The 26,214-nt window shown below is 51.5% G+C and carries 26 protein-coding genes; 5 read left to right on the top strand and 21 right to left on the bottom strand.

The window, feature by feature from the left end; genetic code table 11:
* Positions 1-70 precede the first annotated feature (70 nt).
* The 3 genes from mscL to ABXS88_RS14085 all read right to left on the bottom strand — a co-directional run bounded on the left by mscL (position 71) and on the right by ABXS88_RS14085 (position 2,709).
* Entirely contained in the window at positions 71-490 is a 420-nt protein-coding gene (mscL, locus tag ABXS88_RS14075; protein WP_353672677.1) for a large conductance mechanosensitive channel protein MscL, read from the bottom strand.
* A gap of 116 nt (positions 491-606) precedes the next feature.
* Positions 607-1,644: an AI-2E family transporter gene (locus ABXS88_RS14080; protein WP_353672678.1), complete on the bottom strand. Its 1,038-nt coding sequence runs from the start codon at positions 1,642-1,644 to the stop codon at positions 607-609.
* A gap of 123 nt (positions 1,645-1,767) precedes the next feature.
* On the bottom strand, positions 1,768-2,709 hold the full coding sequence (locus tag ABXS88_RS14085) for a DNA adenine methylase (RefSeq protein ID WP_353672679.1): 942 nt from the start codon (positions 2,707-2,709) through the stop codon (positions 1,768-1,770).
* Positions 2,710-2,822: 113 nt separating this feature from the next.
* On the opposite strand from ABXS88_RS14085, the gene ABXS88_RS14090 reads away from it, so the two are divergent.
* Positions 2,823-3,836 (top strand): folate-binding protein, encoded by a 1,014-nt coding sequence (locus ABXS88_RS14090; RefSeq protein WP_353672680.1) that lies wholly within the window; start codon positions 2,823-2,825, stop codon positions 3,834-3,836.
* Here ABXS88_RS14090 and ABXS88_RS14095 read toward each other — a convergent pair.
* From ABXS88_RS14095 to ABXS88_RS14180, 18 genes are all read right to left on the bottom strand, one after another.
* The gene (locus tag ABXS88_RS14095) at positions 3,833-4,420 is read right to left on the bottom strand and encodes a PAP/fibrillin family protein (RefSeq protein WP_353672681.1); all 588 of its coding nucleotides are present in this window, start codon (positions 4,418-4,420) and stop codon (positions 3,833-3,835) included. The genes ABXS88_RS14090 and ABXS88_RS14095 overlap by 4 nt on opposite strands.
* A 54-nt stretch (positions 4,421-4,474) precedes the next feature.
* Positions 4,475-6,256 (bottom strand): DUF389 domain-containing protein, encoded by a 1,782-nt coding sequence (locus tag ABXS88_RS14100; RefSeq protein ID WP_353672682.1) that lies wholly within the window; start codon positions 6,254-6,256, stop codon positions 4,475-4,477.
* Between the two features lie 12 nt (positions 6,257-6,268).
* Positions 6,269-7,246: a ribonuclease Z gene (locus tag ABXS88_RS14105; RefSeq protein WP_353672683.1), complete on the bottom strand. Its 978-nt coding sequence runs from the start codon at positions 7,244-7,246 to the stop codon at positions 6,269-6,271.
* 167 nt (positions 7,247-7,413) lie between these two features.
* Positions 7,414-8,472, bottom strand: coding sequence for a 3-deoxy-7-phosphoheptulonate synthase (gene aroF / locus ABXS88_RS14110; RefSeq protein WP_353672684.1), 1,059 nt, complete (start codon positions 8,470-8,472; stop codon positions 7,414-7,416).
* A 91-nt stretch (positions 8,473-8,563) separates the two neighbouring features.
* Positions 8,564-9,019, bottom strand: coding sequence for a PAM68 family protein (locus ABXS88_RS14115; protein WP_353672685.1), 456 nt, complete (start codon positions 9,017-9,019; stop codon positions 8,564-8,566).
* Between the two features lie 17 nt (positions 9,020-9,036).
* Positions 9,037-9,306, bottom strand: coding sequence for a 30S ribosomal protein S15 (gene rpsO, locus ABXS88_RS14120; protein ID WP_353672686.1), 270 nt, complete (start codon positions 9,304-9,306; stop codon positions 9,037-9,039).
* A 68-nt stretch (positions 9,307-9,374) separates the two neighbouring features.
* Positions 9,375-9,839, bottom strand: coding sequence for a hypothetical protein (locus tag ABXS88_RS14125; RefSeq protein WP_353672687.1), 465 nt, complete (start codon positions 9,837-9,839; stop codon positions 9,375-9,377).
* Between the two features lie 155 nt (positions 9,840-9,994).
* Positions 9,995-10,627 carry an imidazole glycerol phosphate synthase subunit HisH gene (gene hisH / locus ABXS88_RS14130; protein ID WP_353672688.1) on the bottom strand — a complete coding sequence of 211 codons (633 nt, stop codon included), beginning with the start codon at positions 10,625-10,627 and terminating at the stop codon, positions 9,995-9,997.
* A gap of 60 nt (positions 10,628-10,687) precedes the next feature.
* Positions 10,688-11,977, bottom strand: a complete 1,290-nt coding sequence (locus ABXS88_RS14135) for a glutamyl-tRNA reductase (protein WP_353672689.1) — start codon at positions 11,975-11,977, stop codon at positions 10,688-10,690.
* Between the two features lie 131 nt (positions 11,978-12,108).
* A complete protein-coding gene (locus ABXS88_RS14140) occupies positions 12,109-13,299 on the bottom strand; it encodes an aldo/keto reductase (protein WP_353672690.1) in 1,191 nt (396 codons plus the stop codon).
* Positions 13,300-13,311: 12 nt separating this feature from the next.
* Complete coding sequence (gene glyS / locus ABXS88_RS14145) at positions 13,312-15,456, bottom strand: glycine--tRNA ligase subunit beta (protein WP_353672691.1); 2,145 nt, start codon at positions 15,454-15,456, stop codon at positions 13,312-13,314.
* 91 nt (positions 15,457-15,547) lie between these two features.
* Positions 15,548-15,847, bottom strand: a complete 300-nt coding sequence (locus tag ABXS88_RS14150) for a hypothetical protein (protein ID WP_353672692.1) — start codon at positions 15,845-15,847, stop codon at positions 15,548-15,550.
* On the bottom strand, positions 15,819-16,682 hold the full coding sequence (locus ABXS88_RS14155; protein ID WP_353672693.1) for a sulfite exporter TauE/SafE family protein: 864 nt from the start codon (positions 16,680-16,682) through the stop codon (positions 15,819-15,821). Before ABXS88_RS14155 ends, ABXS88_RS14150 begins: the two co-directional genes overlap by 29 nt.
* A 9-nt stretch (positions 16,683-16,691) precedes the next feature.
* Positions 16,692-16,865: a type II toxin-antitoxin system HicA family toxin gene (locus ABXS88_RS14160; protein WP_353672694.1), complete on the bottom strand. Its 174-nt coding sequence runs from the start codon at positions 16,863-16,865 to the stop codon at positions 16,692-16,694.
* 50 nt (positions 16,866-16,915) lie between these two features.
* Positions 16,916-17,140 carry a type II toxin-antitoxin system HicB family antitoxin gene (locus ABXS88_RS14165; RefSeq protein WP_353672695.1) on the bottom strand — a complete coding sequence of 75 codons (225 nt, stop codon included), beginning with the start codon at positions 17,138-17,140 and terminating at the stop codon, positions 16,916-16,918.
* Between the two features lie 34 nt (positions 17,141-17,174).
* A complete protein-coding gene (locus ABXS88_RS14170) occupies positions 17,175-17,714 on the bottom strand; it encodes a rhodanese-like domain-containing protein (RefSeq protein WP_353672696.1) in 540 nt (179 codons plus the stop codon).
* Between the two features lie 52 nt (positions 17,715-17,766).
* The gene (locus tag ABXS88_RS14175) at positions 17,767-18,276 is read right to left on the bottom strand and encodes a DUF3122 domain-containing protein (RefSeq protein WP_353672697.1); all 510 of its coding nucleotides are present in this window, start codon (positions 18,274-18,276) and stop codon (positions 17,767-17,769) included.
* Positions 18,269-18,967 (bottom strand): MBL fold metallo-hydrolase, encoded by a 699-nt coding sequence (locus tag ABXS88_RS14180; RefSeq protein ID WP_353672698.1) that lies wholly within the window; start codon positions 18,965-18,967, stop codon positions 18,269-18,271. Before ABXS88_RS14180 ends, ABXS88_RS14175 begins: the two co-directional genes overlap by 8 nt.
* A gap of 133 nt (positions 18,968-19,100) precedes the next feature.
* Here ABXS88_RS14180 and ABXS88_RS14185 point away from each other — a divergent pair, with 133 nt between their 5' ends.
* The 4 genes from ABXS88_RS14185 (at position 19,101) to ABXS88_RS14200 (ending at position 26,210) form a co-directional block, all read left to right on the top strand.
* A complete protein-coding gene (locus tag ABXS88_RS14185) occupies positions 19,101-20,975 on the top strand; it encodes a DnaJ domain-containing protein (RefSeq protein ID WP_353672699.1) in 1,875 nt (624 codons plus the stop codon).
* A 152-nt stretch (positions 20,976-21,127) separates the two neighbouring features.
* Positions 21,128-24,043, top strand: a complete 2,916-nt coding sequence (gcvP, locus tag ABXS88_RS14190) for an aminomethyl-transferring glycine dehydrogenase (RefSeq protein ID WP_353672700.1) — start codon at positions 21,128-21,130, stop codon at positions 24,041-24,043.
* Positions 24,044-24,153: 110 nt separating this feature from the next.
* On the top strand, positions 24,154-25,431 hold the full coding sequence (ahcY, locus tag ABXS88_RS14195; protein ID WP_353672701.1) for an adenosylhomocysteinase: 1,278 nt from the start codon (positions 24,154-24,156) through the stop codon (positions 25,429-25,431).
* A gap of 161 nt (positions 25,432-25,592) precedes the next feature.
* Positions 25,593-26,210: a DedA family protein gene (locus ABXS88_RS14200; protein WP_353672702.1), complete on the top strand. Its 618-nt coding sequence runs from the start codon at positions 25,593-25,595 to the stop codon at positions 26,208-26,210.
* Positions 26,211-26,214 lie beyond the last annotated feature (4 nt).

Genomic DNA, 26,214 nt, shown 5'->3' on the forward strand with positions numbered 1-26,214 from the left:
AAGCTATAAAAAAAATGGAGTATTAGATTAACCTTATACCCCAGTCTATATCTCAAATTTTAAGCGTTAATTATTGACGAGACTCCAGGGTCTGGGTAAGACGCTCAATTGCCTCTTTTAATTGTGTTTGAGAGGTGATCATCGGATCCGGTTCTGCGGTTATTTCAGCTTGAGCTTCTGCCTTTCGTTGCAGTTTTTCAACGGCTCTAATGATGAGAAAGAGGGCAAAAGCAATGATCAAAAAGTTCACAATAGCTATCGTTAAATCCCCAATACCAAAGGGAAGATCCTTCAACTGATTCACCTTGGCTTGCTGGAGAAAAGGTTGGAGAACCACCGACATTAGCAACGTTACAAAGGCATCGACAATTTTACTGAAGGCTCCACCAATGACAACAGCAACCGCTAGATCAATGACATTGCCTCGTAGAATAAAGTCCTGGAAATCTCGCAGAAAGCCGCTGGCCCCGCGACGTCCACCGTTTGTCATAATATTAACTCCTTATGTAATTGATTGTTCTCATGACACCTAAAACTATACCTCAAGCTTTTAGGCATAGATAAAAAACTATCAAAAACCTGCCTAATCGGCATCTATTCAATGACTTAAACCTTGGGGTATTCCTCCAAGGGCTCTGTTTCCGTCTCAGCCTTGACTGACCGCACCCAGGCCGCAATCATCCCAGCGAGGGGAATGGCCAGGAAAACCCCCAGCAGGCCAGCAATCCGTTCCCCAATAAACAGGGCCAGGAATAGCAATACTGGATTGAGTTCTAGGGCATTGCCCATCACTTTTGGATGAACAATATTGTCCTGAACTTGCTGTAACAGGACAGAGACAATCACCACGGGAACTGCTGTCGCACCGCCTTGGGAAGCCAGAACCAGCAGGGTCACGATCACAACTCCCAGGGTGGCCCCGATACCAGGAATAGCATCTAATACGCCAATAATCACTGCCAGGATTAAGGCGTAGCGAACCCCCAACAGGGAAAAAGCCAAAAAGCTGGCCACCGACAAGAAGAGCATCAACAGAAGTTGCCCGCGTAGAAATCCTAGAAAACTTCTTTGAAAGGTTTTGGCAAAGCGGTCACGAGAGGGTGCCGGCACTAGTTGCAGAAATAGGCGCCAGAGCTTATCGCCGTCGATCACCATATAGACACTAATCACGACGGTAAAAATACCCGTAAAGGCACTGGAAAACAGACTTTGGGCGATACTCAACCCCGAGGCCAGGCCGGATTGGAGGGTTGCCACAATTTTATTCATATCGACCTCTTCTAGAAAGTTGCGGAAGGGCAGCAAACTTTCATGGTTCCAGGTGCCCGTTAACTGGTCGAGTAGGCCCTGGCCCTGGTTGATCACTTCTATGCCTAGTAGAGTAACCGCTCCCACCAAGGTCACCACGGCAATGGTAAAAGTTAGGGCAATGGCCCCAGGCCGGGGAATATAGCGAGAGAGCCAGGCCACAGGATAGTTTAAGAGAGCGGCGAAGATACCCGCCGTCGTAAAAATGGCAATGACACTGTAGAAATAGTTGATCAAGAGCATGAGGGCCCAGCCACAACCAAAGAGCAACAGAATATTGAGGAGGGTGGCGTTACTGAGGTTGGGCCAAAATTTAGCAGAGGGCAGTTGGCGCATAGTTTAGAGTCGTCTTTGGCCAGCGGAGTGGGACGCCAGCGGCAGAATAGTCGTATTTTGAGCTATTTCACTTTAGCAAATCTCCTGGCCCAGTAAAGTCTTCTAGCGCTTGTCTGTAATCAACTAATAGTTAACAATTACCAGTTCTTTAATGAAGCCTCTTTTTTGAGCATTACTATTAATCATCCGATGGGCTTGAACCCGATAAATCCGATAGTCTTGATAGAGTATTTCAAAAAAATCATCATCACTGTTTTCATTGTGGGGGTCAGAATTACTTAGCATCAATTTGGCCCCAGAGGATTGATCTAGATGACGAAAAAATAGACTTAGACGGTGTTGCTGTTGATCGTTAAAAGTGAAGGTAGAGTAGGTGGTAAAATTAGCAGTTCGGTTAAGGGGACGATAGGGTGGATCGAAATAGACAAAAGTATTAGAGTTGATATGCTGAGCGCAAACTTCAAAATCACCCCATTTTATTTCCACATTTTTTAAGAGCTGGGCAACAGCTAATAAATTTTGAGCATCTAGAATTTTAGGATTTTTATAGCGACCATGGGGAACGTTAAACTCTCCTTGGTGATTAAGGCGGAATAGGCCATTAAAACAAGTACGATTTAAAAATAATAATAGGGCTGTTTGCTGAAGCCACTGGCCAGAATAGCAATGATGATCTAGAGCCTGTTTATTTTGATTGTAGCGTTGACGCAGGGCATAGTAAAATTCTTTACGTTCTAGTTCAGACCGTTGTAAATAATCTTCTGCGATCCCTTGGAGAACGGAGATCAAATCTTCAACATTACTTTTAACTACATTGTAGGCAATAATCAAATCCCAATTGATATCATACAAAAAAGCAGATTCAATTTTATAGGTCTGCATCACATCAAAAAAAACAGCGCCTCCTCCGACAAAGGGTTCTACATAGCGATTAAGCTTGTGCTCCTTTAATGCCAATGGATACAGATTATGGAATTGGGATAGTAGTTGGGATTTGCCGCCGGCCCATTTAAGAAACGGTTTAGCCTTGGGGACATTAGCAAAATCAGCCTTGACTGGGTTCATTTTTAACCTAAAGAAAATGTGGAGATTTGAGTAGTTGTTTTCGGTTTTCCTCAGCTTCAACTGGTCTGCTAAGCTAGGGTAGCGCTTCTCTTCTAACCCCTTGCCTTTCGGCTATGAATGCTCACCCTTCTGATCACGACACTAATAGTACATTATCTGAACACCTAGCTTGGCAAGCTCTCCAAAGCACCGTTGCTGTTTATTGGCCACAGACTGTTGGTCTAATTAAATTAACGGGGGCCGACCGGGCCCGTTTTTTGCACAACCAGAGCACGAACGACATCCAGGGCCTGAGAGTAGGCCAATTTTGCGAAACGGTTTTTGTGACTTCGACGGGACGAACCCTCGACCTAACCACAGCCCTTATTCTCGATCAAGAAATGATCCTCCAGGTATCGCCCCAACGCCGTGATTTTTTGCTGGGCTGGATGGATCGTTATCTCTTTCCCATGGATAATGTCCAACTCCACGACCTCTCTTCAACCTATACGTGGATCAGTTTAATTGGCCCGGGTGCTAAAGCCCAATTAGCGCAATGGGGCCTGCCTGTCCCCTCACCTTCCCAGATGGCCCTGGCCGGGCCAAGTGATGCACCTTTCTACCTGCTACCGCAGACGGGCCTAGACCTACCGGGCTACACCATCATTTTTCCCGTTACCCAACAGACTCAGTTTCAGCCCTGGATAGAAAGCGCTGGCCTGGAAGTCATGGGGGAAGACCTCTGGGAACATCTGCGCGTTCAACAGGGCCGGCCGGCCCCCGGTATGGAATTAACGGAAGACTACAATCCCCTAGAAGCTGGCCTGTGGCGGGCTATTTCCTTCACCAAGGGCTGTTACATCGGCCAGGAAACCATTGCGCGCCTCAACACCTACCAAGGGGTCAAGCAACGCCTCTGGGGAATTCGCCTAGAGAGACCGGTTGCGCCTGGAACGCCCCTGATGGTTGCCGAAGAAAAGGTAGGCCTGATTACTAGCCTCAGTCCCCTCGATTCTGGTTTAGGCCTGGCCTATGTCAGAACCAAGGCCGGGGGCCAGGATTTAAGGGTGCAAGCCGGAGACAGCACTGGCCTCATTACCGCTGTTCCCTATCTGTCCCATGAGTATTATCGGCCCTCTTCCTCCTAGGCCTCCTTGGCCAGGATGAAGACATTGCCTTCATTGCCCCGGCCAATGCGGAGATCCTCGTCAAGATAGGTGATTTCTAGCCAGCCCATGGATTCTCGGCGGTCTAGGCTGAAATCGATGGGGAAAAATTTCTTGCCCAGTTCCAGGGCCTGAACAAACTGGGTTGGATTTTGATAATTGAGCCACCGTTGTAGGCCAATAATTGAGCGCTCAAATTTGACCTCCACCCGGCGATCTGATACGGCTTCAAAACTGGCCCCGACCACCACCAAGGCCTCCAGCAACGGCAGGCCCTCGATTTCTGCCACGTTGTACAGTTTGCCATTGATCAAATCTAGGTATTGATAAATTTGGCCGAGTTGGATTAGGGGAAACCGATCAAGGCCCAGGATCCCCCGACTGGTGGTGTAGAGAAGTCGCCAATTACCGTCCAGCAGGGCCTGGAACTGTAGAGGATGGGGATGGGGATTGTGATCCTCCAATTGTTCGACGGCGGAGAGAATCGCAACCCGGTCGGCCTCGGTGGCGAGGAGGCCACGATTAGTGCCGGCAATGGCTTCAAGGAGTTTAGTTTTTTCCTGCATAGTCAATTAGGAGAAGGTCACATTGTCTATTGTCTGTTAAAAAGCAAGGAGAGATTAGCCCTGGCCATTCTTCTCGTGTCCACTTTGGGTTTCGAGGCGGAGTTGAATATCGGTGGCTGGAGTCGTCACTTCCCGGAGGCGGTCACGGGGAATTTGCCATTTTTGTTCTAGATAGGTTTGCAGGGCCAAAAGAGAACTGATCAGGTCTGGTGAACTGGATGAGCCTAAAGCTGGTATTTCTAGGACAAGCTGTAAGCTGGGATAGCGTTGGAGGGTTTGGCCCGCTTTGTCCAGCATAGCCTTGGCTTGGGAGGAAAGATCAGAGGTTGGAGAAGGGGAGATTTTGCCGAGATTGGGATGGAGGCGGGTAAAGCGAATCGAGGTCTGGGGTAGGCCAAGGGCCTGACGGAGATTTTGGCTTAATAGGGCTTGGGCATCGGCCTGGAGCTCCCGTGGGGCAAGATAGATAATGTCTAGACTGAAACTCTGTTGGGGACGCAGCTCCAGTTGATAGGTTACAAGCTCTGCAACGGAGGGCAGGCTGAGGGTCTCTAGACTAGCACCGACGTTCTGGAGAAGTTGAGCTTGCAATTCACTGATTGGTGGCGGTAGGATTGCCGGAACATTCGGAACCCGGAGATTCTCTGCCAGTTGGCTAGTGGGAATTTCAACCAAGTTGAGATTAATACTATCGGGAGTACGTCGGAGGGCAGTCGCCAAACGCTCTAGAAAACGTTGTTTGTCGGCATCAGAATAGAACTGATTCGTGAGGATCTGGAGTTGGATGTTGAGGCTATTGGCGGTTTCAGTAAACGTTAGTTTATTGATATAGGCTTGGAGGTCTTCGCTAGAAGATGACCCTAGGGTTTGTTGCCAGACTTCCGTGATTTGGTTACGCAGGTCACTGCTAGCTCGTTTACGGACAACTTCTTGGCGTAACTCCTGAAGCGACTGCGTCAACGGAAAGGAAATGGCCACCATGGTGACAACGATCAGTAAAAAGCGTGCTGGCAGACCACCAATTTTTTTAAGGTAGTGGCCCTGGGGAAAGGAACTCAATAGATTTTGAATGATCAAGCTTTCACGGTTGCCAGCCTTCCAGGCCTGCATGTGTTCCCGCACCGCTGGTGTTTCAAAATGCACCAAAAAAAAGACCACCATGGCCGTAAAAATAATGGCCACCAGGTTTGTAAAAAAGAGCAGTCCTCCCCCCTGGGCAATGGTCAGGCCCTGGAGAGTGCCAGAACTCCAGGCCGTTCCCAGGCCGTAACCCACCACACAGAGGGGGGGCATCAGGGCCACAGCAATGGCAACCCCTGGAAGAGAAGCGGCAATGCCTTTGACCTGTTTACAGGTGGCCACAGAGCCAACGGCCCCGGAAAAAAGGGCCACCAACAGATCCAGTAGAGTCGGATTGGTGCGAGCAGCAATTTCGGAGGTGACTTCCTGAAACGGCAGTAAAAAGACCAAAACCATGGCCAAAAGAATGGCCAGGCTACAACTCAGAACTAAATTCAGGGCCGAGCGCAGGGCCAAGACCACATCCCCCACCGCTAAGGCAAGTCCATTGGCCAAAATACTGCCCATCAGCGGCGAAATCACCATGGCCCCGATAATCACCGCCGGGCTATTCAGCACCAGGCCCAAGGTGGCAATGCCAGCGGCAAAGATGACCTCTAGCCAAAAACTGATGTTATTAAGACTAACGGACTCGCTCAGTTGTTCATAAATCAAGGTCTTGTGACCATCGTTAAGGGCCAAATTGTGGGCAAAGGCCCGGCGAATGCGGCTAATCCAGCGGAGCCAACGACGGGAGGAGAGAACTTTATCTGGCATACGACGAGACTCCTAGGCGAGAGGGGTGGCTAGGGGTTGGGCGTGGGCCCCCTTAACTCGTTGACGGGGAATTTCGTAGCAGAGAAAATCCTTGGCTAATCGCGTATTAGGGAAAATGGCCTGGGCTTCTGCAAGCAGATCTTCTAATTGCAGAGAATTACCGGGAGCATAGCGGGGGCTGAAGTGGGTCATAATCAGCTCTCGTACCTGGGCCAACAGCGCCACCTGGGCCGCCATGGTGGAGGTGGAATGCAAACGCTCAAAGGCCATCTCAGCGTCTTGATGGGCAAAGGTCGCCTCATGGATTAGGACATCGACCCCCTGAGCCAACTGGACGGCCCCATCACAAAATACGGTATCGGTACAATAGGCCAGTTTTCGTCCCGGTTCCGTCGGATCACACAGTTGAGACCCCTGAATACGTCGGCCGTCGGCAAGGGTAATGGTCTCGCCTCGTTTCAGTTTGCCGTAGAGTGGGCCGGAGGGAATACCCAAGCCCTGGGCCTCTTCTACCCGAAAGCGGCCGGGACGGTCTTTTTCTTCAATGCGATAACCGTAGGCCGGGATGCGATGCTTCAACAGACCACAGCTAACCCGAAATTCGTCATCTTCGTACAGCAGGCCGTCCCCCTCAATGGTGTTGACCCGGATGCGATTGATGAGATGGGTGGCGGAATACTTGCAACAGGCCTTAAGATAATCCGCTAGGCCCGGCGGGCCATAGAGTTCAATGCCTTGACCAACCCCGGCGAGGCCACAACTGGCTAACAGGCCCATCAGTCCAAAAATATGATCCCCATGGAGATGGGTAATAAAAATCCGGGTCAACTGAGAGATTTTGACATCACTGCGGAGTAACTGGTGCTGGGTGCCTTCGCCACAATCCAAGAGCCAAACTTCGGCCCGCTGGGGCAAACGCAGGGCGATACTCGACACATTGCGTGAACGAGTGGGGACACCAGAACTGGTTCCTAAAAAAGTAATCTCCACGGGCCTGTGATCTAAAAATAAGGTTTTGTCGTTTTATTGTAGCCCTTTGTTTACGGACGAAAAACAGCCAAGAGGCAGCCCTGCGGTTGTGAGTCGCCTGGTTCTGCTGTGATAAAAATAGGCCCCTGGGATGGGGGCCTGGCATCTTTAGAACAAGTTAACTTGACCTAGGCAATGGCCGCCGCTACTTTCGGCCAACGACCAACGGCGTGACCAATCGTGCCCAACTGTTGCATGACTTCATCAAAACGGTCAGGAGTCAAGGACTGGGGCCCGTCGGACAGGGCCTTGGCTGGATTGGGGTGGACTTCAATCATCAGGGAATCTGTGCCAGCGGCAATGGCCGCCATAGCCATCGAAGGAACGTAGTCTGATTTACCCGTGCCATGGCTGGGGTCGATCATGATCGGCAGGTGAGTCAGGGCCCGCAGAACCGGCAACACCGAGAGGTCTAAACAGTTGCGGGTGTAGTGGCTATCAAAGGTGCGAATACCCCGTTCACAGAGAATGACGTTGGGATTACCAGCGGCGAGGATATACTCGGCGGCCATTAGCCATTCATCAATGGTGGCGGCCATACCCCGCTTCAGCAGAACGGGCTTATCTTGGGCCCCGACTTTCTTCAGCATGGCGAAATTTTGCATGTTGCGGGCCCCAACTTGAATCACGTCGGCAACTTCAGCAATTTTCTCTAGATCCGCTGCATCCATCACTTCTGTGATGATGCCTAACCCCGTAGCTTCTTTAGCGGCGGCCAACAAGCCCAAGGCACTTTCCCCATGGCCCTGGAAGGCGTAGGGGGAGGTGCGGGGTTTGTAGGCTCCCCCCCGGAGGAATTTGGCCCCAGCCGCCTTGACGCGCTTGGCGGTTTCGATAATCATGGCTTCGTTTTCCACGGAACAGGGCCCGGCCACTACCGCAACGGGATGGTGTTGGCCAATGGCCACAGGGCCAGCGGGAGTTGATACAATGACTTCGCTATATTCGCCGTGACGGAAGGTAAGGCTAGCGCGTTTAAAGGGTTGTTCCACCCGGAGAACATCTTCAATCCAGGGGCTGACTTCTTGGATTTGTAGGGGATCTAGGGCAGCAGTTTCCCCCACTAGGGCAATGACCACCTTGTGTTTACCAACAATTTTTTCGGGGGTCAGGCCCCGTTCTGTGAAGTCTTGGCTAATGCGTTCAATTTCTAGCTCAGGGGTGCCGACCTTCATCACGACGATCATGACAACATTCCTCGGTATTTGGATTTAGGGAAAGCGTTAGACGGGCTAACAGAATTTTTTGACTTTTTGATTAAAACTAATCTTAGCTAAACTAATTTTCCTTTGCCTCCTGGGCCTGGGCACGAGCATTCCGCCAGGCCTGGACAGTACGGCCAAGATTCAGGGTAAATTCTTGCCAACCCCACCAACTTCCGGCTTCCCGTTCATCCCAAGAGGTGGAGAAAATGCCGTAACTGAGGCCCAACACCCCTAGGCCAAATAACAGTAGGCTGACGGCAAAGACAACGTAGGTCGGAATCTCTAACCAATCGTGGCTGACAATCCAATAAAAGGCTACAAAGGAAAACATGCCCAGCCCCGTGGGGATACCGGAAAAAAGGGCCATTCGCCGTACCATCCGATTACCCACCACCTCAGGAATCCTTCCCTGCTGGGCCTTAGACGAGGGAGCGGGGGACGGAGAGGTTAGCGGGGGTGTTTTTTCAGGCTTTTTTTTCTTGGCTTTTCGCTCAAAGGGAAGACGGTCGCGGGGGGAGGGCGCAGGCATAGTTTTTTCAAGACAAATTAACGGCGGATGCCTAAACGCTTAATCAGGGCTTGATAGCGTTCGGGTTCCTTGGCATTGATATAGCCTAACAAACGGCGACGATGGCCGATCATCTTGAGCAGGCCACGGCGGGAAGCATGGTCTTTGGGATTGGCTTGCAGATGACCCGTGAGTTGAGAGATCCGCTCGGTGAGCAGGGCCACTTGCAAATCAGGGGAACCGGTATCGGTTTCGTGGACTTGATACTCGGTCATCAATTCTTGTTTACGGGTTTGGGTTAACGCCATAATGCTGAGCAGGGAAAAGTAACTGGACTAGGAATTAAATTTGCAATCTCCCATATTACCACGACTCCTTAAGGATAGGGGGAGTTCTGGCCAGCTAGACCCTGCTGGCCGATCACAACCAAGCCGGGATAACAGGCTTCTTGCCATTCAGGATGAAGCACGGCTTTACAATCTCCCTGGCCCCTGAGTTCCCAGCCCAAACAAGCCGAGACCAGGGCCGGCAGGTCAAAAACCTGGGAACCAACCTGAGAATATTGCGGCTGGCCGGAGCGGGGGCAAATAATTTCCACGGGCAAGGAGGAAGACGCTAGATCTCGATAAATTTGCTGGCCCCAATGCTGAAAAGCCTGCCATAGTCGTTCTTTTTCCTGTTCAACAGCGTCGCCTGCCAACGCTAGGGACAGTTGGGCCTGGAAGAAAATGAAAAGAAGTTGCTGGGGAGGCGTCGGCCAGTCCGGCAGGAGGGTGGGGTAATGACGCAGGAGATAGGCCGAGGGCGGGACAAGATAGGTTTCGTACAAATTCGCAACCAAACGGGAAAAATGAGGAAAGTTAGGGCTAATACCAATTCTCCAAAAATTAAAGCTACAAATTTTTGCCCCTCCGCCTACGGCACCTCCCCTTGCCAAGGGGACAGTGGGGTCAATTGTGTCGTCATATTTCAGAGATTCCGTATTACGTCAGCAGCTTAAGGCGCAAGACCCACCAGGGGTTTGACAAAATTAGCCAGGATTTGCAGGCCTAGGGTTGAAGACTTTTCGGGATGGAACTGGACGGCGGCAAGATTCTCCTGAGCAATGGCGGCAGTAACGGTCTGCTGGCCATGGGTGACAGTGGCCGCTATTACCCCTGAATCACTGGGATCGACGTAGTAGGAATGGACAAAATAAACGCTGGGATCTGGGGGCAGGCCCTGCCAAAGAGGATGTTGGGGTTGGGTCAGGGCCAGGGAATTCCAGCCCATGTGGGGAATGGTCAGGCCCGGTTCAGAACGAAAGCGACGGACGCGCCCCGGTATTACCCCCAGGCCCGCTTCTTGGCCTTCCTCCGAGCCTTCAAACAAAATCTGGAGGCCGAGGCAAATACCCAAAAACGGTTTACCGGCGGCAATCAGGTCTTGAATAGGCGCGATTAAGTCCCGTGACCGGAGATGCTGGATGGCTGGATCAAAAGAACCTACCCCTGGCAAAACAACTCCGGCGGCTTGGGCCAAGGTCTGGGGCGAGTCGGTGACAATGGGCTGGCCCCCCACTTTTTCGATGCCTTTACAAACTGAGTGTAAATTGCCCATATCGTAATCAATAACGGCAATTAAACCCATGGTTTTCTCCTCAGCGACTGGGCTTCGATCTTATCAAGTTTCTGAGACGATTTGAGCCGCCTAGGCCTGGCCCAATTGTTCTTCTACCTCTAGGTTGAACAGCATCTTAAGCGATTGCAGGCATTGTTTCCGGGCTTCGATATCCTGCTGGGCCCGCAGTTGTACCATGGGTTCGTGGAGAATTTTATTGACGATGCCACGGGTCAGGGCCTCGATCACTTCCTGGTGTTTTTCGGCAAATTCACTGCCGAGGCGGGACAGGGCCTTTTCCAGTTCCTGCTCACGAATATCCTCGACTTTATTGCGCAGGGAGCTAATGGTGGGAACCGTTTCCAGGGAACGCCACCAGAGTTCAAAGGCATCTACCTCTTCATCCAACAGGCTTTCGGCCTCTTGGGCCATCTTGCGGCGACTGGCCTGGTTTTGGGCTACGACGGCCTTGAGGTCATCCACATTAAAGACTTGAATATGGCCCAACTCCTCAACATCAGTAGACACGTTTCTTGGTACAGAAATATCCACCAGCATCAGTGTAGCGGCACTCAAGGCACAAGGACTTAAATTGGCCTTGGTCAGAATCGGATCGGTAGCCCCGGTACTGGTAAAAACAATATCGGCTTCCGCGATGGCCGCCAACATCTCCGCCAGCGGCCGCAGGTTGAGATGGGCCTGGGGAAATTGAGCCGCCAGTTCCTCCGAGCGGTGCCGAGAACGGTTAACAATGGTAATGGCTGTGGCTCCCTTTGCTAACAAGTGTTTCACCAACAGACAGGACATTTTGCCAGCCCCGATAATGGCGACGCGCTGACAGGTCAAGTCAACCTTGGTATGCACTAACTCCACCGCTGCTGAACTAATGGAAACGGCCCCGGTGCCAATGCTGGTTTCGGTACGGACACGACGTCCGGCGGTGATGGCCTGCTTAAACAAACGGTCGAGGAGACGGCCCACGCCCTGATATTTTTGACCAAGCTTATGGGTAGTACGAACTTGGGCCAGAATTTGCCCTTCCCCCAGGACGAGGCTTTCTAGGCCAGCGGCTACCCGCATGAGGTGACGCACCGCATCCTGATGGAGCAAGGTGAACAGATAGCGACGCAGGGTAGCCAGGGGAATATGGCCGATTTCCGAGAGAAACTGCGTAATTTCAATCACCCCTTTTTCCGTTTCCGTGACAACGGCGTAGATTTCCAGGCGATTACAGGTGCTGATAATGGCGACTTCTTCGATGTGGGGATAGCCCCTTAGGTGCGTCAGGGATTCTTCTATTTTGGCTTCTTGAATACTGAGCTTTTCACGAATTTCAACGGGGGCTGTTTTGTGACTCAGTCCCACAACGGCAATATTCATGGGTTCTCCTAAGGATGGTTATCGTTGCGTTACTAAACGATGGGTTTAAAGGGGTTTCTCTAATCTTTGCAATGTAGTCTGAATTGGCTTAGGGAACAAGGGGCTGTCTGCCTAATCTCCATGAATTTTTGTTAACTCTGGGAAAGACGTTTAACGGCCGCCCCCCCTAATAATTCATCCATGTCCTGAAGCAATTGGGGAATGATCTCACGGTGGGGACTGTGGCGCAGACAATCCTGGAGGGCCTCGGGGTTAATGTTTTTCGCGGGTTGGCCAGGGAACCAGTGGCCACCATTGCCCAAGAGGTTGTAGCGCATTCTGCCGTAGTCCACCAGATCGTAGGCCAACACCAGATTGCGGAGCCAGAGAATCTTGCTAATATTGATGTTTCCGGGGGTTTCTTCCGGAGTCGGCAGGCCCTCTTGCCAAGTAGCCAACCAATCAGACCCAAGAGCTTCCACTAGCCGCTGTTCTAGGCGTTCCACAATGGGATTCAATAAGCCTGGCAGGCATTCTGGTTCTGCCAGGTAATCCAGGGCCTGGAGATGTGCCTGAAAATCCGTCGGCCGGGCCGCACCAATACTCAAGGTATGCACCTGGGAATAGGACAAGCAAAAGAGGTCATTAAAGACCATGGGACTGAGCGGGGCGCAGAGATCGACGAGTCTAGGGGGCGGGTCGTAGAGATTTCCCCCCTTATTATTGGGACTGATGATAAACACCCCCATGTCCTGCTGGGCCGCCGCCAGAATAGCTGGCCAGTTGTCCTGAAAAATGTAGTACCAATGCAGGTTGACGTAATCAAATTCTCCCGTTTGAATCGCCTGACAAATCAAGTTCGTCGGGGCGTGGGTGGAAAAGCCGATAAATCTGACCCGGCCCTCTCGTTGCCATTGACGGGCCTGGTCTAAACATCCCCCTGGTCGCAGGCTATAGTCCAACAGTTCGGGAGTGTTAATACCATGTAGGCCGAGCAAATCAACGTAGTCCAATTGCAAATAGGCCAGGGACTGCTCAAACTCTGCTTGAAAATCCTCTGCCTTAGCCTTGGGGGAAATTTTAGTCTGGACAATCAGTTGCTCACGGGGAAATTGGGGCAAGATCTGGCCCAGTTGCATCTCTGAGGTGCCGTAGCCCCGTGCCGTTTCAATGTGGTTAATGCCGAGACTTAGGGCCTGACGGATGGTCGCTTCTAGATTTTCTTGATTGGCCGGGGGAATCTGGTCTAGGCCGGTGTCCTGCCATTGGTATTGATACCGCATACCGCCACAGGAAAACACAGGCATGGCTAATTCAGTACGGCCAAACCGTCGATAGAGCATGGCTGAAGACTCCTAACCTTTCACAATGGCGCCAAAGTCGGCCAAAATGCGGGCATGGTTGCGCAGTAACCCTAACAAATTCAGCCGATTTTGACGAACGGCTTCCGCCTCCGCCATCACCAGCACGCTATCCGGGCCATCAAAAAATTCAGCCACCGTGGGGGCAATCTCCGCCAGAGCATCCACTAATTGTTGATAGTCGCGATTGGACTGGGCCGCCTGGGTTTTGGGTAAGAGGGCCAGCAAGGCCTGGTAAACAGCCTTTTCAGAAGCTTTTTCAAACAAAGCTGGCTGAATTACCGGCACGGGGTCGAGTTGAGTGGTCGCTAAATTGCCCTTCACCGCCAGACGACTGGAACGGTTCACCGTGGCATAGATTTGTTCGAGTTGGCCGTTGTTGCGGATCTGCTGAAGGAAGTGGGCCCGGTCGCGGACATCCAATAAATCCGTTAAGGCCCGCTGACGATAATCGGGATCGTTATCGCCTAAAACCGCTTTCACCAAGTCATAATCTAGGCCCTGTTCATCTTCTAGCAAGGCCTGGAGCCGTTGCATAAAAAATTGGCGTAGGGCCTCTAGGGGCGACGTTCTGTTATCGTGCCCGGTTACAAAGTCTTGGCTTCCCTGCTGGAGGAGTTGGTCAAGATTGAGGGGCAGATCCGCTGCCCAAGTAATGTTAATAACTGCGTTGGCGGCCCGACGCAGGGCAAAGGGATCGGAGGAACCCGTCGGCAACAAGCCTAGACCAAAAATACTCACCAAGGTATCCAGACGGTCACTTAGGCCCACGACTTGGCCGGTAAGGGACTGGGGCAGAGGATCTTCTTGATTGCGGGGTAGGTAATGCTCAAAAATCCCTAGGGCCACCTGTTCCGATTCCCCACTCACTAGCGCATATTTTTGGCCCATCACCCCCTGGAGTTCCGGAAATTCGTAGACCATCTGGGTAACGAGATCTGCTTTGCAGAGCATAGCGGTACTTTCCACCTCAGCCCGCTGGTCTTCATTCAGATCCAGTTGCTCCGCAATGGCCTGGGCCAAGTTCATAATCCGGTCTACCTTGTCCCGCATCGTGCCCAATTCTTCTTGAAACGTGACGGTTTCCAATTGGGGTAAATAGCTATCGAGGGGTTCATCACAATCGGCCTGGAAAAAGAAGTTCGCATCCGCCAAACGAGCCCGGATGACTCGGGCATTACCTTCTGCGATTAAGTCAGCTTTTTGGGGGTCGCCGTTGGCAATGGTGATGAAGTGCGGCAAGAGCTGGCCCTGGGCATCATAAATTGGAAAATAGCGTTGGTGGGTCACCATCACTGTTGTAATCACTTCCTTCGGTAGGCGTAAAAACTCGGCTTCAAATTGGCCAATCACCGCCGTCGGAAACTCGACCAACTGCACCACTTCATCGAGGAGATCGGGATAAATTTCCGCCGTTCCCCCCAGGTGTTGGGCCTGGGCTTGAATTTGCTCTAGGATGATTTGCCGCCGTTCCTCGGGATCTACAATAACGGCCGCTGAACGGAGCGCCAGGGTATAGTCTTCGGCTTTCACCAGGGAAACCGGTTCGGGATGCAGAATGCGATGGCCACGAGAGGTGCGGTCACTGGCAAGGGTGTGACTGCCGTTGGTCAAACTTAGGGGTAAAACGTCACCATCGAGGAGGGCCAACAGCCAACGAATCGGCCGGGGAAAACGAAAATCGCCATCACTCCAGCGCATAAAGCGGCGGCCTTCCAGGCCCTGTAACCACTCCAGGGCCTGGTCGGGAAGCAGTTCTTGGGCGGGTTTCCCCGGAATTTGCCGACGCACAAAGACAAACTCTCCCTTATCCGTCGGACGGATTTCCAGGTCAGCCAGGTCAATGCCCTGTTTTTTGGCAAAACCCAGCAGGGCCGGGGTGGGCTGGCCTGCTTTATAAGCCGTGGTCACGGGAGGGCCTTTAATGTCTTCCTCGCGGTCAGGCTGTTGATGGGGCAGGCCAGTGATTAAAACCGCTAAACGCCGGGGCGTTCCAAAGACTTCCACTTTGCTCGGCGTGAGGGAGGCTGCTTCTAAAGCCAGGGGAATGCGGGCCTGCCATTGGGCTAGGGCACTCCTGACAAAATCCGCAGGCAATTCTTCAGTACCGATTTCAAGGAGGAAAGTCTGCAAAGACATAGGATTTGTAGAGTGAAGTGGACGGCGCTAAGGCATTTTAGCAAACCGGGAGTCTCTCAGCTTTCCTCGACCCAGGAATTGGCCTCTTTGGTTAAGACAATTGTTCGAAATGAGTTGACAGGACTCGGAAGTCCAGAACCAGGGCATAGCCCCCGTAGATGGGTGAAGTTCTATCGGCTTCAGAGACAAAGCGTTTTTCAAAGGCGGGATAGTCCAGCGGCCGGGCATAGACAGCGGTGGCCCTCGGCGGCGGATCATTCACAATTTCTAGTACATCGCCAGGGGATAGCGTAGCCGAAAAACTCCCACTCACCGGGGCTGCAAAACTAGTGATGCCGGTTACGGAAAGGATTTTGAGGGCCTTATACTTTTGTCCTTTCTGGGGAGTCATAGGGAATGGTGGGCATAAGGGACGTTTTGGGCTGACGAAAACTATCCCGCTGTTGGAAGAGGATAAAGGCCGCGATTACCATTAAAAAATAGCCAAAGCCTTGCTGTAAATCCTTCGGTTTGAGATAGCGAGACAAGTAGCTTCCCAATAAAATACCCAGGGCCGCCAGAAAACTAAAGGAGACCACCAAAGGGTAGTCTAAATCGACTCGACCCAGATAACCGAGAAAACCCGCCACCGAATTTAAGCTAATAATCAGCAGGGAGGTGCCAATGGCCTCCTTCATCGGGACTTTACCCAATAGAACTAACGCTGGCACAATGGCAAAGCCGCCCCCGACCCCCACCAGGCCGGTCAAAACGCCAATACCCAGGCCCTCGGTTAATAACCATAACCAACAGTAACGACACACGGGCGGCGGATACTGACTCAGGTCAATTTCATCCTCAGGAACCCTGGCATGGGGCTGTCGCGATTTGAGGATCATAAACACTGCCGCCATCAGCATCAGTACGGCAAACAACAAAAGCTGGAAGGTATCGGTCACCCAGGGATAGCTAGCCAGCTTTGCTCCCAGAAAGGCCCCCACCATGGTTGCAGAGCCAAAAATTAAGGCTTTGGGGAGATTAACATGGCCCTTGCGCCAATGGGGAATTACCCCAATCAAGCTGACAACCCCCACAATCACCAGGGTCATGGCCACCGCCGACTTGGTGGGAATGTGGAGTAAATAGACCAGAACCGGCAGGGCCAAAACCGAGCCACCGCCACCAATCAGACCCAAACTTAGGCCAATAACAATCGCCAATAGATAACCAACAAACTGTAACACCATAAATATCGCCTAGAAATCCTCTGGAGTTAAGCCCGTTTTTCTAGCAATACGAGATAGCATTTTGGGGCCAATTTCATCACTATCTCGAAACGCAAAGACATAATCGTCCCAACCCTCTCGACTTAAAACTTTATGGGAGCCTGTTTGGCGTTTGATTTTCCATCCCACTGTCTCCAGGGCCATCAATACTTTCCTTGCTTTTTGTGATGATCACTGCCCCATCTGAGTTGCTCCTAAGCAGCAATAAATCGAAAGGAGTCTGTATCGACTGCAACCTCTCCCTGCTCCAACTTATCCGCCAGCACTCGCAGGGCCAAGGCTTTGACTTTTTGGATAGCGTGCAGTTGACTATCTGCGTAGACGAGAGTCCCAGGAAGTTCTAACACTTCTGCCAACCAACGGCCATCCTCCTCCTGTTCCGTTTCAATGGTGAACTGAGAGAGTAATGATAAGGACATAGATGCTCCCACTAAACCTTATTTATCTTGGCACTTACTTCACTTGATTATAGGGAAGCTTGCCTAAAAGATTGGCCATCATGCAAGTCCCGGAAAGACCAGCAAAAGTCAGGCCCGCGCCGACAAAACCACTCAGCAATAGGAAATAGGGAGAAACCAAGGCCCCCAATATAGTTCCCGTCAATACCAGTGTGCCGGCAATGATTTGCACCTGGCGCATGATGCTGATCGGGGCATTTTTACGTTTAATCGTGGGAAAGCCGGCCTGTTTCCAAGCAGTTAATCCTCCCTGGAGATGTAGGACTCCTTCTTCCCCAAAATTCTGGGCCTGTTTCAACGCTTGGCCAGAGCGATGACTACTTTGACAATACAGAACTAAACTTTTACCAGCGGCCCAGGGGAGTTCCTGGGGCCTGAACTGGGAAAGGGGCATTAACTTCGCATCGGCAATCCGTTCTCCGGCATATTCCAGAGGCTCCCGCACGTCGACAAGAACAACGGAATCCTGCTCGATTAATTGACGAAGGGTTTGGACATCAATGGTTTGGTTAGTAGGCACTTGAATGGAGGTCATAGCGTTGAATGTTATTCAAAAAAGAAGAGAATGACAGTAATCCGGTGAGGTGTTAACGAGCACTGGGAGGAGATTCCGCCACCTTTTGCCATTCCTGGATCAGAAAGTAGGGCACATTCAAAACCGTTGGCTCCAGGTCTTCGAGGGGCAATTGCAATTGCCAGAAATTATTAGCCGGCAGTTGGCTGAGCAGGCCCTGAAAATCGTACTCCCCCACATTCTCGCCAGGGTTATTCTGGCCCAATAGATCCGGCGCTGCTAGGGTAACGGTCTCATCGGCCTTGATGGTTAGCGGGGCCGGGTGCCGAAAATGGGTTACTCCTGGAAAACCTACCAATCGCAGGTGCAGGGCGGATACGGTGTCTGCTTTAACCCGCTTAAAGAAAACCACTTGCCAAGTATGCCCCGTAGAATCCCGTAGGCTTTTGCGAGATTGGTAGAGGTGTTGTCCTGGTGCTTCCGCCATCTCCCGCAGACTGGCCTGGGCCGGTGCGGGGGAAAGGATCAACAAGCTCAAAACCAAACTCGCTAGCAGTAGTCGGGTAAACCATCGCTTAAGCATGAACTTCTACCTGACCACAGACTTGGTTGGCGGGCACGGCTTCCATCATTTTTTGGGGCGGGGGCAGTCTTAAACCCGCCATGAACTCGATGAAATCCTGGCGACTACGCCTGGCTAGGCGGGGATTCCACTGGCGTTCCTCCCAGATGGTCGAAACGGTTTGGCCACGGTAATCATGGCCAGGATAAACCAAGGTATCTCCTGGTAAGGTAAAAAGCCGTTGGGTAATGGCATCGTAGAGGAGGCCGGCATTGCCACTCTGAAAATCGGTGCGACCACAGCCGCGAATCAGTAGGGCATCACCGGTTAAAAGATGGGTTTGATTCACCAGATAGGCCAAATGACTATCGGTATGGCCCGGTGTCGCAATGGCTTTAATCGAAATGTCGCCGATCCAGATTTCTTCATCATCGTGAAGCTGTCGATCCGCACAGGCCACTTCGGCATACTGGGGCACGATGGTTTGACACCCCGTTAAGGCCTTGAGTTGCCCGGCCCCAGTAACGTGATCGGCATGGACATGGGTTTCCAGACAATAGCGCAGGGCCAGGCCCAGTTCCCGCAGTAGGCGAGTGTCCCGTTCTACCTGCTCTAGAACCGCATCCACCAGGGCCGCTTCCCGCGTTTGGATATCGGCGATGAGATAGGTGTAGGTACTGGTGCCTGGATCAAAAAGCTGACGAAAGAGCATAGTCTTTATCCAACCAATTGACTATATGGTAAATCATGGAATTGATTTCTGTCAAGGGTAAGAAGATTAAGGTAGCAACAGCAGTCTAGATTAATGTGCTAGATTCCTCGTACTGCATTGATGGATAGAGAGAATGGACTTCCCAGCAGATCAAGGTTTTGTCGTGGTCGGCGCCTCCAGTGGCTATGTGATGGCGAGTCAGGTAGGAGGTATTGGCGTCATCGGTGGTTTTGGAGGAATTGCTCTGGGGACACCCGTTATCGTCATCAGTGGCGCGATTGTAGGGGCGGCAGTTCAGGGAATTTTAGAAGGAATAGAAAGCGATGATGTCAACATTTTAGGCGTGACAACAGTCGGCTCTGTGTTGGGGGCCGGGTTTTCAGCAGCGGTCGGGAATGTAGGGGTTGGTGTCGCGGGAACCGCTTTTAGCGTCGGCATGGGGACAATGGCTGTAACCGGCGGAATCTTTGCCTTGGGTGTTTATCAGTTGCTCAAAAAATTTGTCCAACAAGACAGTCAAGAATCCATTCAGCAAATTTTTGCCCGAATGGAGGACAAGATTTTAGATCAAGAGTTTTATTATCAAGCAATGCTTGAACTTGACCCCGTACTGGGAGAATTGGCGTGGAAGCAAAAGATAACTGAGCTAGAACTGGAGGAGGAATTACAGCAATTAAAAGCCAATGTACAGAGTAATCTGACAGAGGATAATGACCAAAATTACCAGTGGCAATCATTGGATAATCAGCAGGATCTAGAAAAAATTAAGCAACACCTGAAAACCTATTTACAAAACTCAGATGGTGTTCCTCAGCTACTCTATGATTTAACCGAAGCTAGTCAACCGTTAGGTCAGTTAATAACCCACAAGAGACAAAAACTCCAGTGGCAAGCAAAAACGTTAAGCTATTTTGACTTGCAAGCGATTAGTGCCGTAGCGATCACTAAAAATAATCGTTACTTGTTCAGTGGAGACAGTCGAGGAATGATTAAGCAATGGGACTTAGTCACACACCAGGCAGTCTTTAGTTTTATTGGCAACACAAAAGAAATACAGGCTCTCGTTGTTAGTCCTGACAGTCAAAAGTTATTGGCTGGCGGTTTCCATGGTCATATCAACGCTTGGCATCTTGAAAAGAGAGCCATTTTCCCCGCATTTTATAGTGCGAACTCTGCCCTTAGTCATCAAGGGATTATCAATGCTTTAGCGATCAGTCCCGATGGTCAATGGTTAGCCAGTGGAAGCAGTGATCATAAAATTAAGATTTGGAATACCCTGACTGGCACATGGGAAAGAACTTTAAATGACCATTCTAATAAAGTCACCGTTTTAGCTTTTAATCGTGATGGTCGGCTCTTAGCGAGTGGAAGCGAGGATAATAGTATTTTGCTGTGGGATACTACGAATTATCAGAAGCCCCTACTTCAATTAGACAATCATCATCGGCCAATCACGGGTTTAAAATTTCTTCAGGATTTCCCATTATTAATCAGTAGTGATGTAGCAGGAACAATTCAGATTTTTGACACTGCAAACCAAACTATCCTGAAAACAATCAATAGTCATGAGCCGATCTTTTCCCTAGATGTTAATTCTTCCTTGGGAGTGATCGCAACAGCTAACTATCAAGCAGTTAAACTCTGGGATTTAGAAACTGGGGAATGCCTACAAGCCTTAGCCGGCCGTCATCCTATTACCTTTAGTGAAGATGGTCAAATCTTGGTTAGTGGAAGTCTCCAGCAGAAACCAATGATCAAGCTTTGGCAATGCTCTTTAGATCGTTTTAATCAACCCAATGAAAGTGATGACGTACTTTTTGACTTGTCCCAAGCTTGGTGGCAGATCTTAGGCGTTGATCCCGATGCCGATCCTCAATCTGTAAAACTTGCTTACTATCATTTAGCCAAACAATTTCATCCAGATCAAAATGCTACTCAGGAATCCGTTCAGGCCATGCAAGCTATTAACCATGCCTATCGACAGTTTCGCCAGCAACGAAAGTATTAAAGTAATAATTTGTTAATTTGGGTAAATTCCATCACCAGATTCTGACAACCGGTTAATACCCGTAATACCCGTAACTGAATCTTCTCCAGAGTTTGCTAAGCTTTGTAACTGAACTCTTGCTTTTGGTAACGTTTTCTTCATCTATTCTGCCCATGTCTAATGTTGCTCCTCTCCCTCTTACCTTTGTCTCCCCGGACGTTACCAAAGCTGAACCACTGGCTACAGCAGATTTTGTGCGTCGTCACCTGGGGCCGAATGAAGCGGATCAGGCCAAGATGTTGGCATTTCTAGATCTGGAGAATCTTGATCAACTGGTTCAAAAAACAATTCCCCCCAGTATTGCCCTCCAGCAGCCGCTAGAGCTACCAGCCCCCCAGAGCGAAGCCCAGGCCCTGACGCAGTTAAAAGCCATCGCGGCTCAAAACCAGATTTTTCGTTCCTACCTGGGCCAGGGCTACTACAACACCATCACGCCGCCGGTGATCCAGCGCAACATTTTAGAAAATCCCGGTTGGTACACAGCTTACACCCCTTACCAGGCTGAAATCGCCCAGGGCCGCTTGGAAGCCCTCCTGAACTTCCAGACGATGATCGTCGAATTGACAGGCCTGGAAATTGCCAATGCCTCCTTGCTGGATGAAGGCACGGCGGCGGCGGAGGCCATGAGCTTGAGTTACGGCGTGAGTAAAAGTCAGAGCCACACTTTTTTTGTCTCGGCCCATTGCCATCCCCAGACTCTTGCGGTTCTCCAAACCCGCGCCAATCCCTTGGGCATTGAGTTGCTGATTACCGATCATCGGGAGTTTGATTTTTCTACCCCCATTTTTGGGGCCCTCCTGCAATACCCGGCCACCGATGGTGCGATCTACGATTACCGGGCCTTCATCGACCAGGCCCACCAGCGCCAGGCCCTGGTTACGTTGGCGGCCGATCCCCTCAGCTTGACCCTGCTGACACCGCCGGGGGAATTAGGGGCCGATATTGCCGTCGGCAGTACCCAGCGCTTTGGCGTTCCCCTGGGTTACGGGGGCCCCCATGCGGCCTACTTTGCCACCAAGGAAGCTTATAAACGGCAGATTCCCGGTCGTTTGGTGGGGGTTTCCAAGGATCGTCGCGGTAAACCGGCCCTGCGTCTGGCCCTGCAAACCCGGGAGCAACATATTCGTCGAGAAAAAGCCACCAGTAATATTTGTACGGCACAAGTCTTACTAGCGGTGATGGCGGCGATGTATGGGGTTTACCATGGCCCTGAGGGGTTGCGCCAGATTGCCCAACGCATTCATCACCTGACAGTGCTCTTGGCTACAGGCCTGCAAAAACTGGGCTATGGCCTAGGCCCTGAACCCTATTTTGATACCCTGGCGGTTCAGGTAGGGGAAGATTTGGAGACAATCCAGGCCCGGGCCCTCGACGGTCGCATTAATTTACGTCGCCTGGATACTCACCGCCTGGGGATTAGCCTTGATGAAACCACGACGATTCAGGATGTCGTCGATTTGTGGCAGATTTTTGCCGGTCAGGCCCCACTGCCTTTTACGGCCGAAAGTTTACTGGCTCAGGTTAACCCTGACTTTCCGCTGGCCCTGGCTCGCCAAAGTCCCTTCCTGCAAGACCCGGTGTTTAACCGTTACCACTCGGAAACGGAGCTCCTGCGCTACCTTCATCAATTAGAGAGCAAAGACCTGGCCCTGAATACGGCCATGATTCCCCTCGGTTCCTGCACGATGAAGCTCAACGCAACGGCGGAAATGCTCCCCGTTACCTGGCCCGAATTTAGCCAATTACACCCCTTTGCTCCCCGCGATCAGGCCCGAGGTTATCAGATCCTTTTTCAGCAACTCGAGGCCTGGTTGGCAGAAATTACCGGCTTTGCGGCCATTTCCCTCCAACCCAATGCCGGTTCCCAGGGAGAATACGCCGGCCTGCAGGTCATTTGTCAATACCATCGCAGTCGCGGCCAGGGCCAACGCAACATTTGTCTCATTCCCGAGTCGGCCCATGGCACTAACCCCGCTAGTGCCGTGATGTGCGGCCTTAAGGTGATTGCGGTGAATTGTGATGGTGAGGGCAATATTGACCTGACCGATTTAGCCAGCAAGGCCGAGCAGTACCAAGACACCCTGGCGGCCCTGATGGTCACCTATCCCTCGACCCACGGGGTTTTTGAGGAAAACATTGTCGATATCTGCGCGATCATCCATCGTTACGGCGGCCAAGTATATATGGACGGGGCCAATATGAATGCCCAGGTGGGCCTGTGTCGGCCGGCGGATTTTGGGGCTGATGTGTGTCATTTAAACCTGCACAAGACCTTTTGTATTCCCCATGGGGGCGGGGGGCCGGGGGTCGGCCCGATTGGAGTACAGTCCCATTTGCGTCCTTTCCTACCCCCAACAACATTAAACAGTGAGCCGACAGCGTCCATTGGCCTGGTTTCGGCCGCTCCCTACGGCAGTGCCAGCATTTTGGTAATTTCCTGGATGTATATTGCCCTGATGGGGGCCACTGGCCTGACCCAAGCGACTAAGGTAGCCATTCTCAATGCTAACTACGTGGCCCGGCGTTTACAGGCCTATTACCCAATTCTGTTCCGGGGCCTTCATTCCCTAGTGGCCCACGAATGTATTTTGGATTTGCGGCCCTTGAAAAAACAAGCCGGCATTGAAGTCGATGATGTCGCCAAACGTCTGATGGATTTTGGCTTCCATGCGCCGACGGTTTCCTGGCCGGTGCTGGGCACGATGATGGTGGAACCAACGGAAAGCGAGTCCCTCGCCGAACTCGACCGCTTTTGCGAGGCCATGATCGCCATCTACCACGAGGCCCAGGCTATTGCGGAGGGTAACATTTCCCCCGAGGATAACCCGCTGAAAAATGCCCCCCATACCGCAGAAAGCTTAATTTGCCAGGATTGGAGCCATTCCTACTCCCGAGAACAGGCCGCCTATCCGGCCCCCTGGAGCAAGCAATATAAATTCTGGCCGGCGGTGAGTCGCATTGATAACGCCTACGGCGACCGCCATCTGGTCTGTTCCTGCGAAGGCATGGAGTCCTACCTATCCCAATAGTGTTATCCTTTAAACTTCAAGCTACGTGGGGATTACCCTGGCCTGATACAATCTGTTAGACATGTTACGTTACGTTACACTGGCAAAAGTTTTTAGAGGAATTACCGTCGATGGTTGCCGCACCGGTCAAACAGAAATACGACATTAAAGATATTAATCTGGCTCCCCTAGGCCATCAGCGCATCGAGTGGGCTGGCCGGGAAATGCCCGTACTGAAGCAAATTCGGGAACGCTTTGCCCAAGAAAAACCCTTTGCGGGCCTGCGTCTGGTGGCCTGTTGTCACGTCACCACCGAAACTGCCCACCTGGCCATTGCCCTCAAAGCGGGTGGAGCCGATGCGGTGCTGATTGCCAGTAATCCCCTCTCGACCCAGGACGATGTGGCAGCCTGCCTCGTCGCCAACTACGACATTCCCGTGTTTGCCATCAAGGGCGAAGATAACGATACCTATCACCGCCACGTCCAAACAGCCCTAGACCACCGCCCCAATATCATCATCGACGATGGTAGCGATGTGGTTGCCACCCTGGTGAAAGAACGCCAGCACCAAATTGCGGATCTGATCGGCACCACCGAAGAAACCACCACCGGGATCGTTCGCCTCCAGGCCATGTTTAAGGATGGGGTTCTGAGCTTCCCCGCTATGAACGTCAACGATGCAGACACCAAGCATTTCTTTGATAATCGCTACGGCACCGGCCAATCTACCCTAGATGGCATTATTCGGGCTACCAATATTCTCTTAGCCGGTAAAACCATTGTTGTGGCTGGCTACGGTTGGTGTGGTAAAGGCGTTGCCATGCGGGCCCAGGGCCTGGGGGCCAACGTGATTGTGACCGAAATCAATCCTGTTCCCGCCATTGAGGCCGCCATGGATGGTTTCCGGGTGATGCCCATGGCTGAAGCCGCTAAGGAAGGGGACATTTTCATCACCGTCACCGGCAATAAGCACGTCATCCGGGCCGAGCACTTTGCTTCGATGAAGGATGGGGCCATTGTTTGTAACTCCGGCCACTTTGACATTGAAATCGACCTTAAATCCTTGGCTAGCCAGGCCACAGAGGTCAAAGATGTCCGTAACTTCACCCAGCAGTACACTTTGCCCAGTGGCAAGTCCGTGATTGTGATTGGCGAAGGCCGCCTGGTAAACCTAGCCGCTGCCGAAGGTCATCCCAGCGCCGTGATGGATATGAGCTTTGCCAACCAGGCCCTGGCTTGTGAATACTTGGTGAAAAATAAAGGCCAACTCCAACCCGGCCTGCACTCGATTCCGCGGGAAGTTGACCAGGAAATTGCTCGCCTTAAACTCCAGGCCATGAGCATCCAGATTGATAGCCTAACCCCGGAACAGGTGGAATACATCAACTCCTGGACTTCGGGAACCTAAGGATTTAGGCAATTATTAAAGGGCGGGAGCTTTCCCCCCTTTTTTTGCGCTGAACAGCCTTCAACTTCGCTACTGATACTGAGCGAGGAGAGCAGAGATGCTTAGATTATCTTTGCAACAGCAATAGGTTTTGTTAACACAGTTTTTTGGTACTAAATCCTATGTCTCAATGGCTTGCCGAGTGGATTCCTAACATCATGAACCAGTTGGGGTATTTTGGCATTGCCCTGCTGATGTTTCTGGAAAACCTTTTTCCGCCGATCCCCTCCGAACTGATTATGCCCCTAGCAGGTTTTACCGTTGCCCAGGGCAAGATGGAATTTATGCCCGCGATCCTGGCGGGGGTCTTAGGTACGATTCTAGGGGCCTATCCCTGGTACTACGTCGGCAAGCTCGTCAGTGAAGAACGCCTAGAGCATTTAGCCGACCGCTACGGTAAATGGATTGGCCTAAGCGCCCAGGATATCCACAAGGCCAACCGTTGGTTTAATCGCCATGGCACTAAAGCCGTGTTTTTCTGTCGTCTGGTGCCGGGGGTTCGCACCCTAATTTCCTTACCTGCCGGTATCAATGAAATGCGGCTCTTGCCCTTTACCCTCTACAGCACTCTAGGAACCGCTTTGTGGGTGCTCTTTTTAACCGGCGCTGGTTACAAGCTCGGTGACAACTACGAGTTAGTTGATCAATATTTAGGCCCTGTTTCTAAAATTGTCCTCGTCAGCCTGGTCATTTTTGCTGTGCTTTGGCTGGTACGGAAACAACTACAACGTTCTAGCTAGAAGC

The organism is Synechocystis sp. LKSZ1, from assembly GCF_040436315.1.
Taxonomy (GTDB): domain Bacteria; phylum Cyanobacteriota; class Cyanobacteriia; order Cyanobacteriales; family Microcystaceae; genus Synechocystis.

Bases quoted from the DNA above. Each gene is read 5' to 3' on its own strand.
- mscL (WP_353672677.1), bottom strand. From the start codon at position 490: ATGACAAACGGTGGACGTCGCGGGGCCAGCGGCTTTCTGCGAGATTTC.
- ABXS88_RS14080 (WP_353672678.1), bottom strand. From the start codon at position 1,644: ATGCGCCAACTGCCCTCTGCTAAATTTTGGCCCAACCTCAGTAACGCC.
- ABXS88_RS14085 (WP_353672679.1), bottom strand. From the start codon at position 2,709: ATGAACCCAGTCAAGGCTGATTTTGCTAATGTCCCCAAGGCTAAACCG.
- ABXS88_RS14090 (WP_353672680.1), top strand. From the start codon at position 2,823: ATGAATGCTCACCCTTCTGATCACGACACTAATAGTACATTATCTGAA.
- ABXS88_RS14095 (WP_353672681.1), bottom strand. From the start codon at position 4,420: ATGCAGGAAAAAACTAAACTCCTTGAAGCCATTGCCGGCACTAATCGT.
- ABXS88_RS14100 (WP_353672682.1), bottom strand. From the start codon at position 6,256: ATGCCAGATAAAGTTCTCTCCTCCCGTCGTTGGCTCCGCTGGATTAGC.
- aroF (WP_353672684.1), bottom strand. From the start codon at position 8,472: ATGATCGTCGTGATGAAGGTCGGCACCCCTGAGCTAGAAATTGAACGC.
- ABXS88_RS14115 (WP_353672685.1), bottom strand. From the start codon at position 9,019: ATGCCTGCGCCCTCCCCCCGCGACCGTCTTCCCTTTGAGCGAAAAGCC.
- rpsO (WP_353672686.1), bottom strand. From the start codon at position 9,306: ATGGCGTTAACCCAAACCCGTAAACAAGAATTGATGACCGAGTATCAA.
- hisH (WP_353672688.1), bottom strand. From the start codon at position 10,627: ATGGGTTTAATTGCCGTTATTGATTACGATATGGGCAATTTACACTCA.
- ABXS88_RS14135 (WP_353672689.1), bottom strand. From the start codon at position 11,977: ATGAATATTGCCGTTGTGGGACTGAGTCACAAAACAGCCCCCGTTGAA.
- ABXS88_RS14140 (WP_353672690.1), bottom strand. From the start codon at position 13,299: ATGCTCTATCGACGGTTTGGCCGTACTGAATTAGCCATGCCTGTGTTT.
- glyS (WP_353672691.1), bottom strand. From the start codon at position 15,456: ATGTCTTTGCAGACTTTCCTCCTTGAAATCGGTACTGAAGAATTGCCT.
- ABXS88_RS14150 (WP_353672692.1), bottom strand. From the start codon at position 15,847: ATGACTCCCCAGAAAGGACAAAAGTATAAGGCCCTCAAAATCCTTTCC.
- ABXS88_RS14155 (WP_353672693.1), bottom strand. From the start codon at position 16,682: ATGGTGTTACAGTTTGTTGGTTATCTATTGGCGATTGTTATTGGCCTA.
- ABXS88_RS14160 (WP_353672694.1), bottom strand. From the start codon at position 16,865: ATGGCCCTGGAGACAGTGGGATGGAAAATCAAACGCCAAACAGGCTCC.
- ABXS88_RS14165 (WP_353672695.1), bottom strand. From the start codon at position 17,140: ATGTCCTTATCATTACTCTCTCAGTTCACCATTGAAACGGAACAGGAG.
- ABXS88_RS14170 (WP_353672696.1), bottom strand. From the start codon at position 17,714: ATGACCTCCATTCAAGTGCCTACTAACCAAACCATTGATGTCCAAACC.
- ABXS88_RS14175 (WP_353672697.1), bottom strand. From the start codon at position 18,276: ATGCTTAAGCGATGGTTTACCCGACTACTGCTAGCGAGTTTGGTTTTG.
- ABXS88_RS14180 (WP_353672698.1), bottom strand. From the start codon at position 18,967: ATGCTCTTTCGTCAGCTTTTTGATCCAGGCACCAGTACCTACACCTAT.
- ABXS88_RS14185 (WP_353672699.1), top strand. From the start codon at position 19,101: ATGGACTTCCCAGCAGATCAAGGTTTTGTCGTGGTCGGCGCCTCCAGT.
- gcvP (WP_353672700.1), top strand. From the start codon at position 21,128: ATGTCTAATGTTGCTCCTCTCCCTCTTACCTTTGTCTCCCCGGACGTT.
- ahcY (WP_353672701.1), top strand. From the start codon at position 24,154: ATGGTTGCCGCACCGGTCAAACAGAAATACGACATTAAAGATATTAAT.
- ABXS88_RS14200 (WP_353672702.1), top strand. From the start codon at position 25,593: ATGTCTCAATGGCTTGCCGAGTGGATTCCTAACATCATGAACCAGTTG.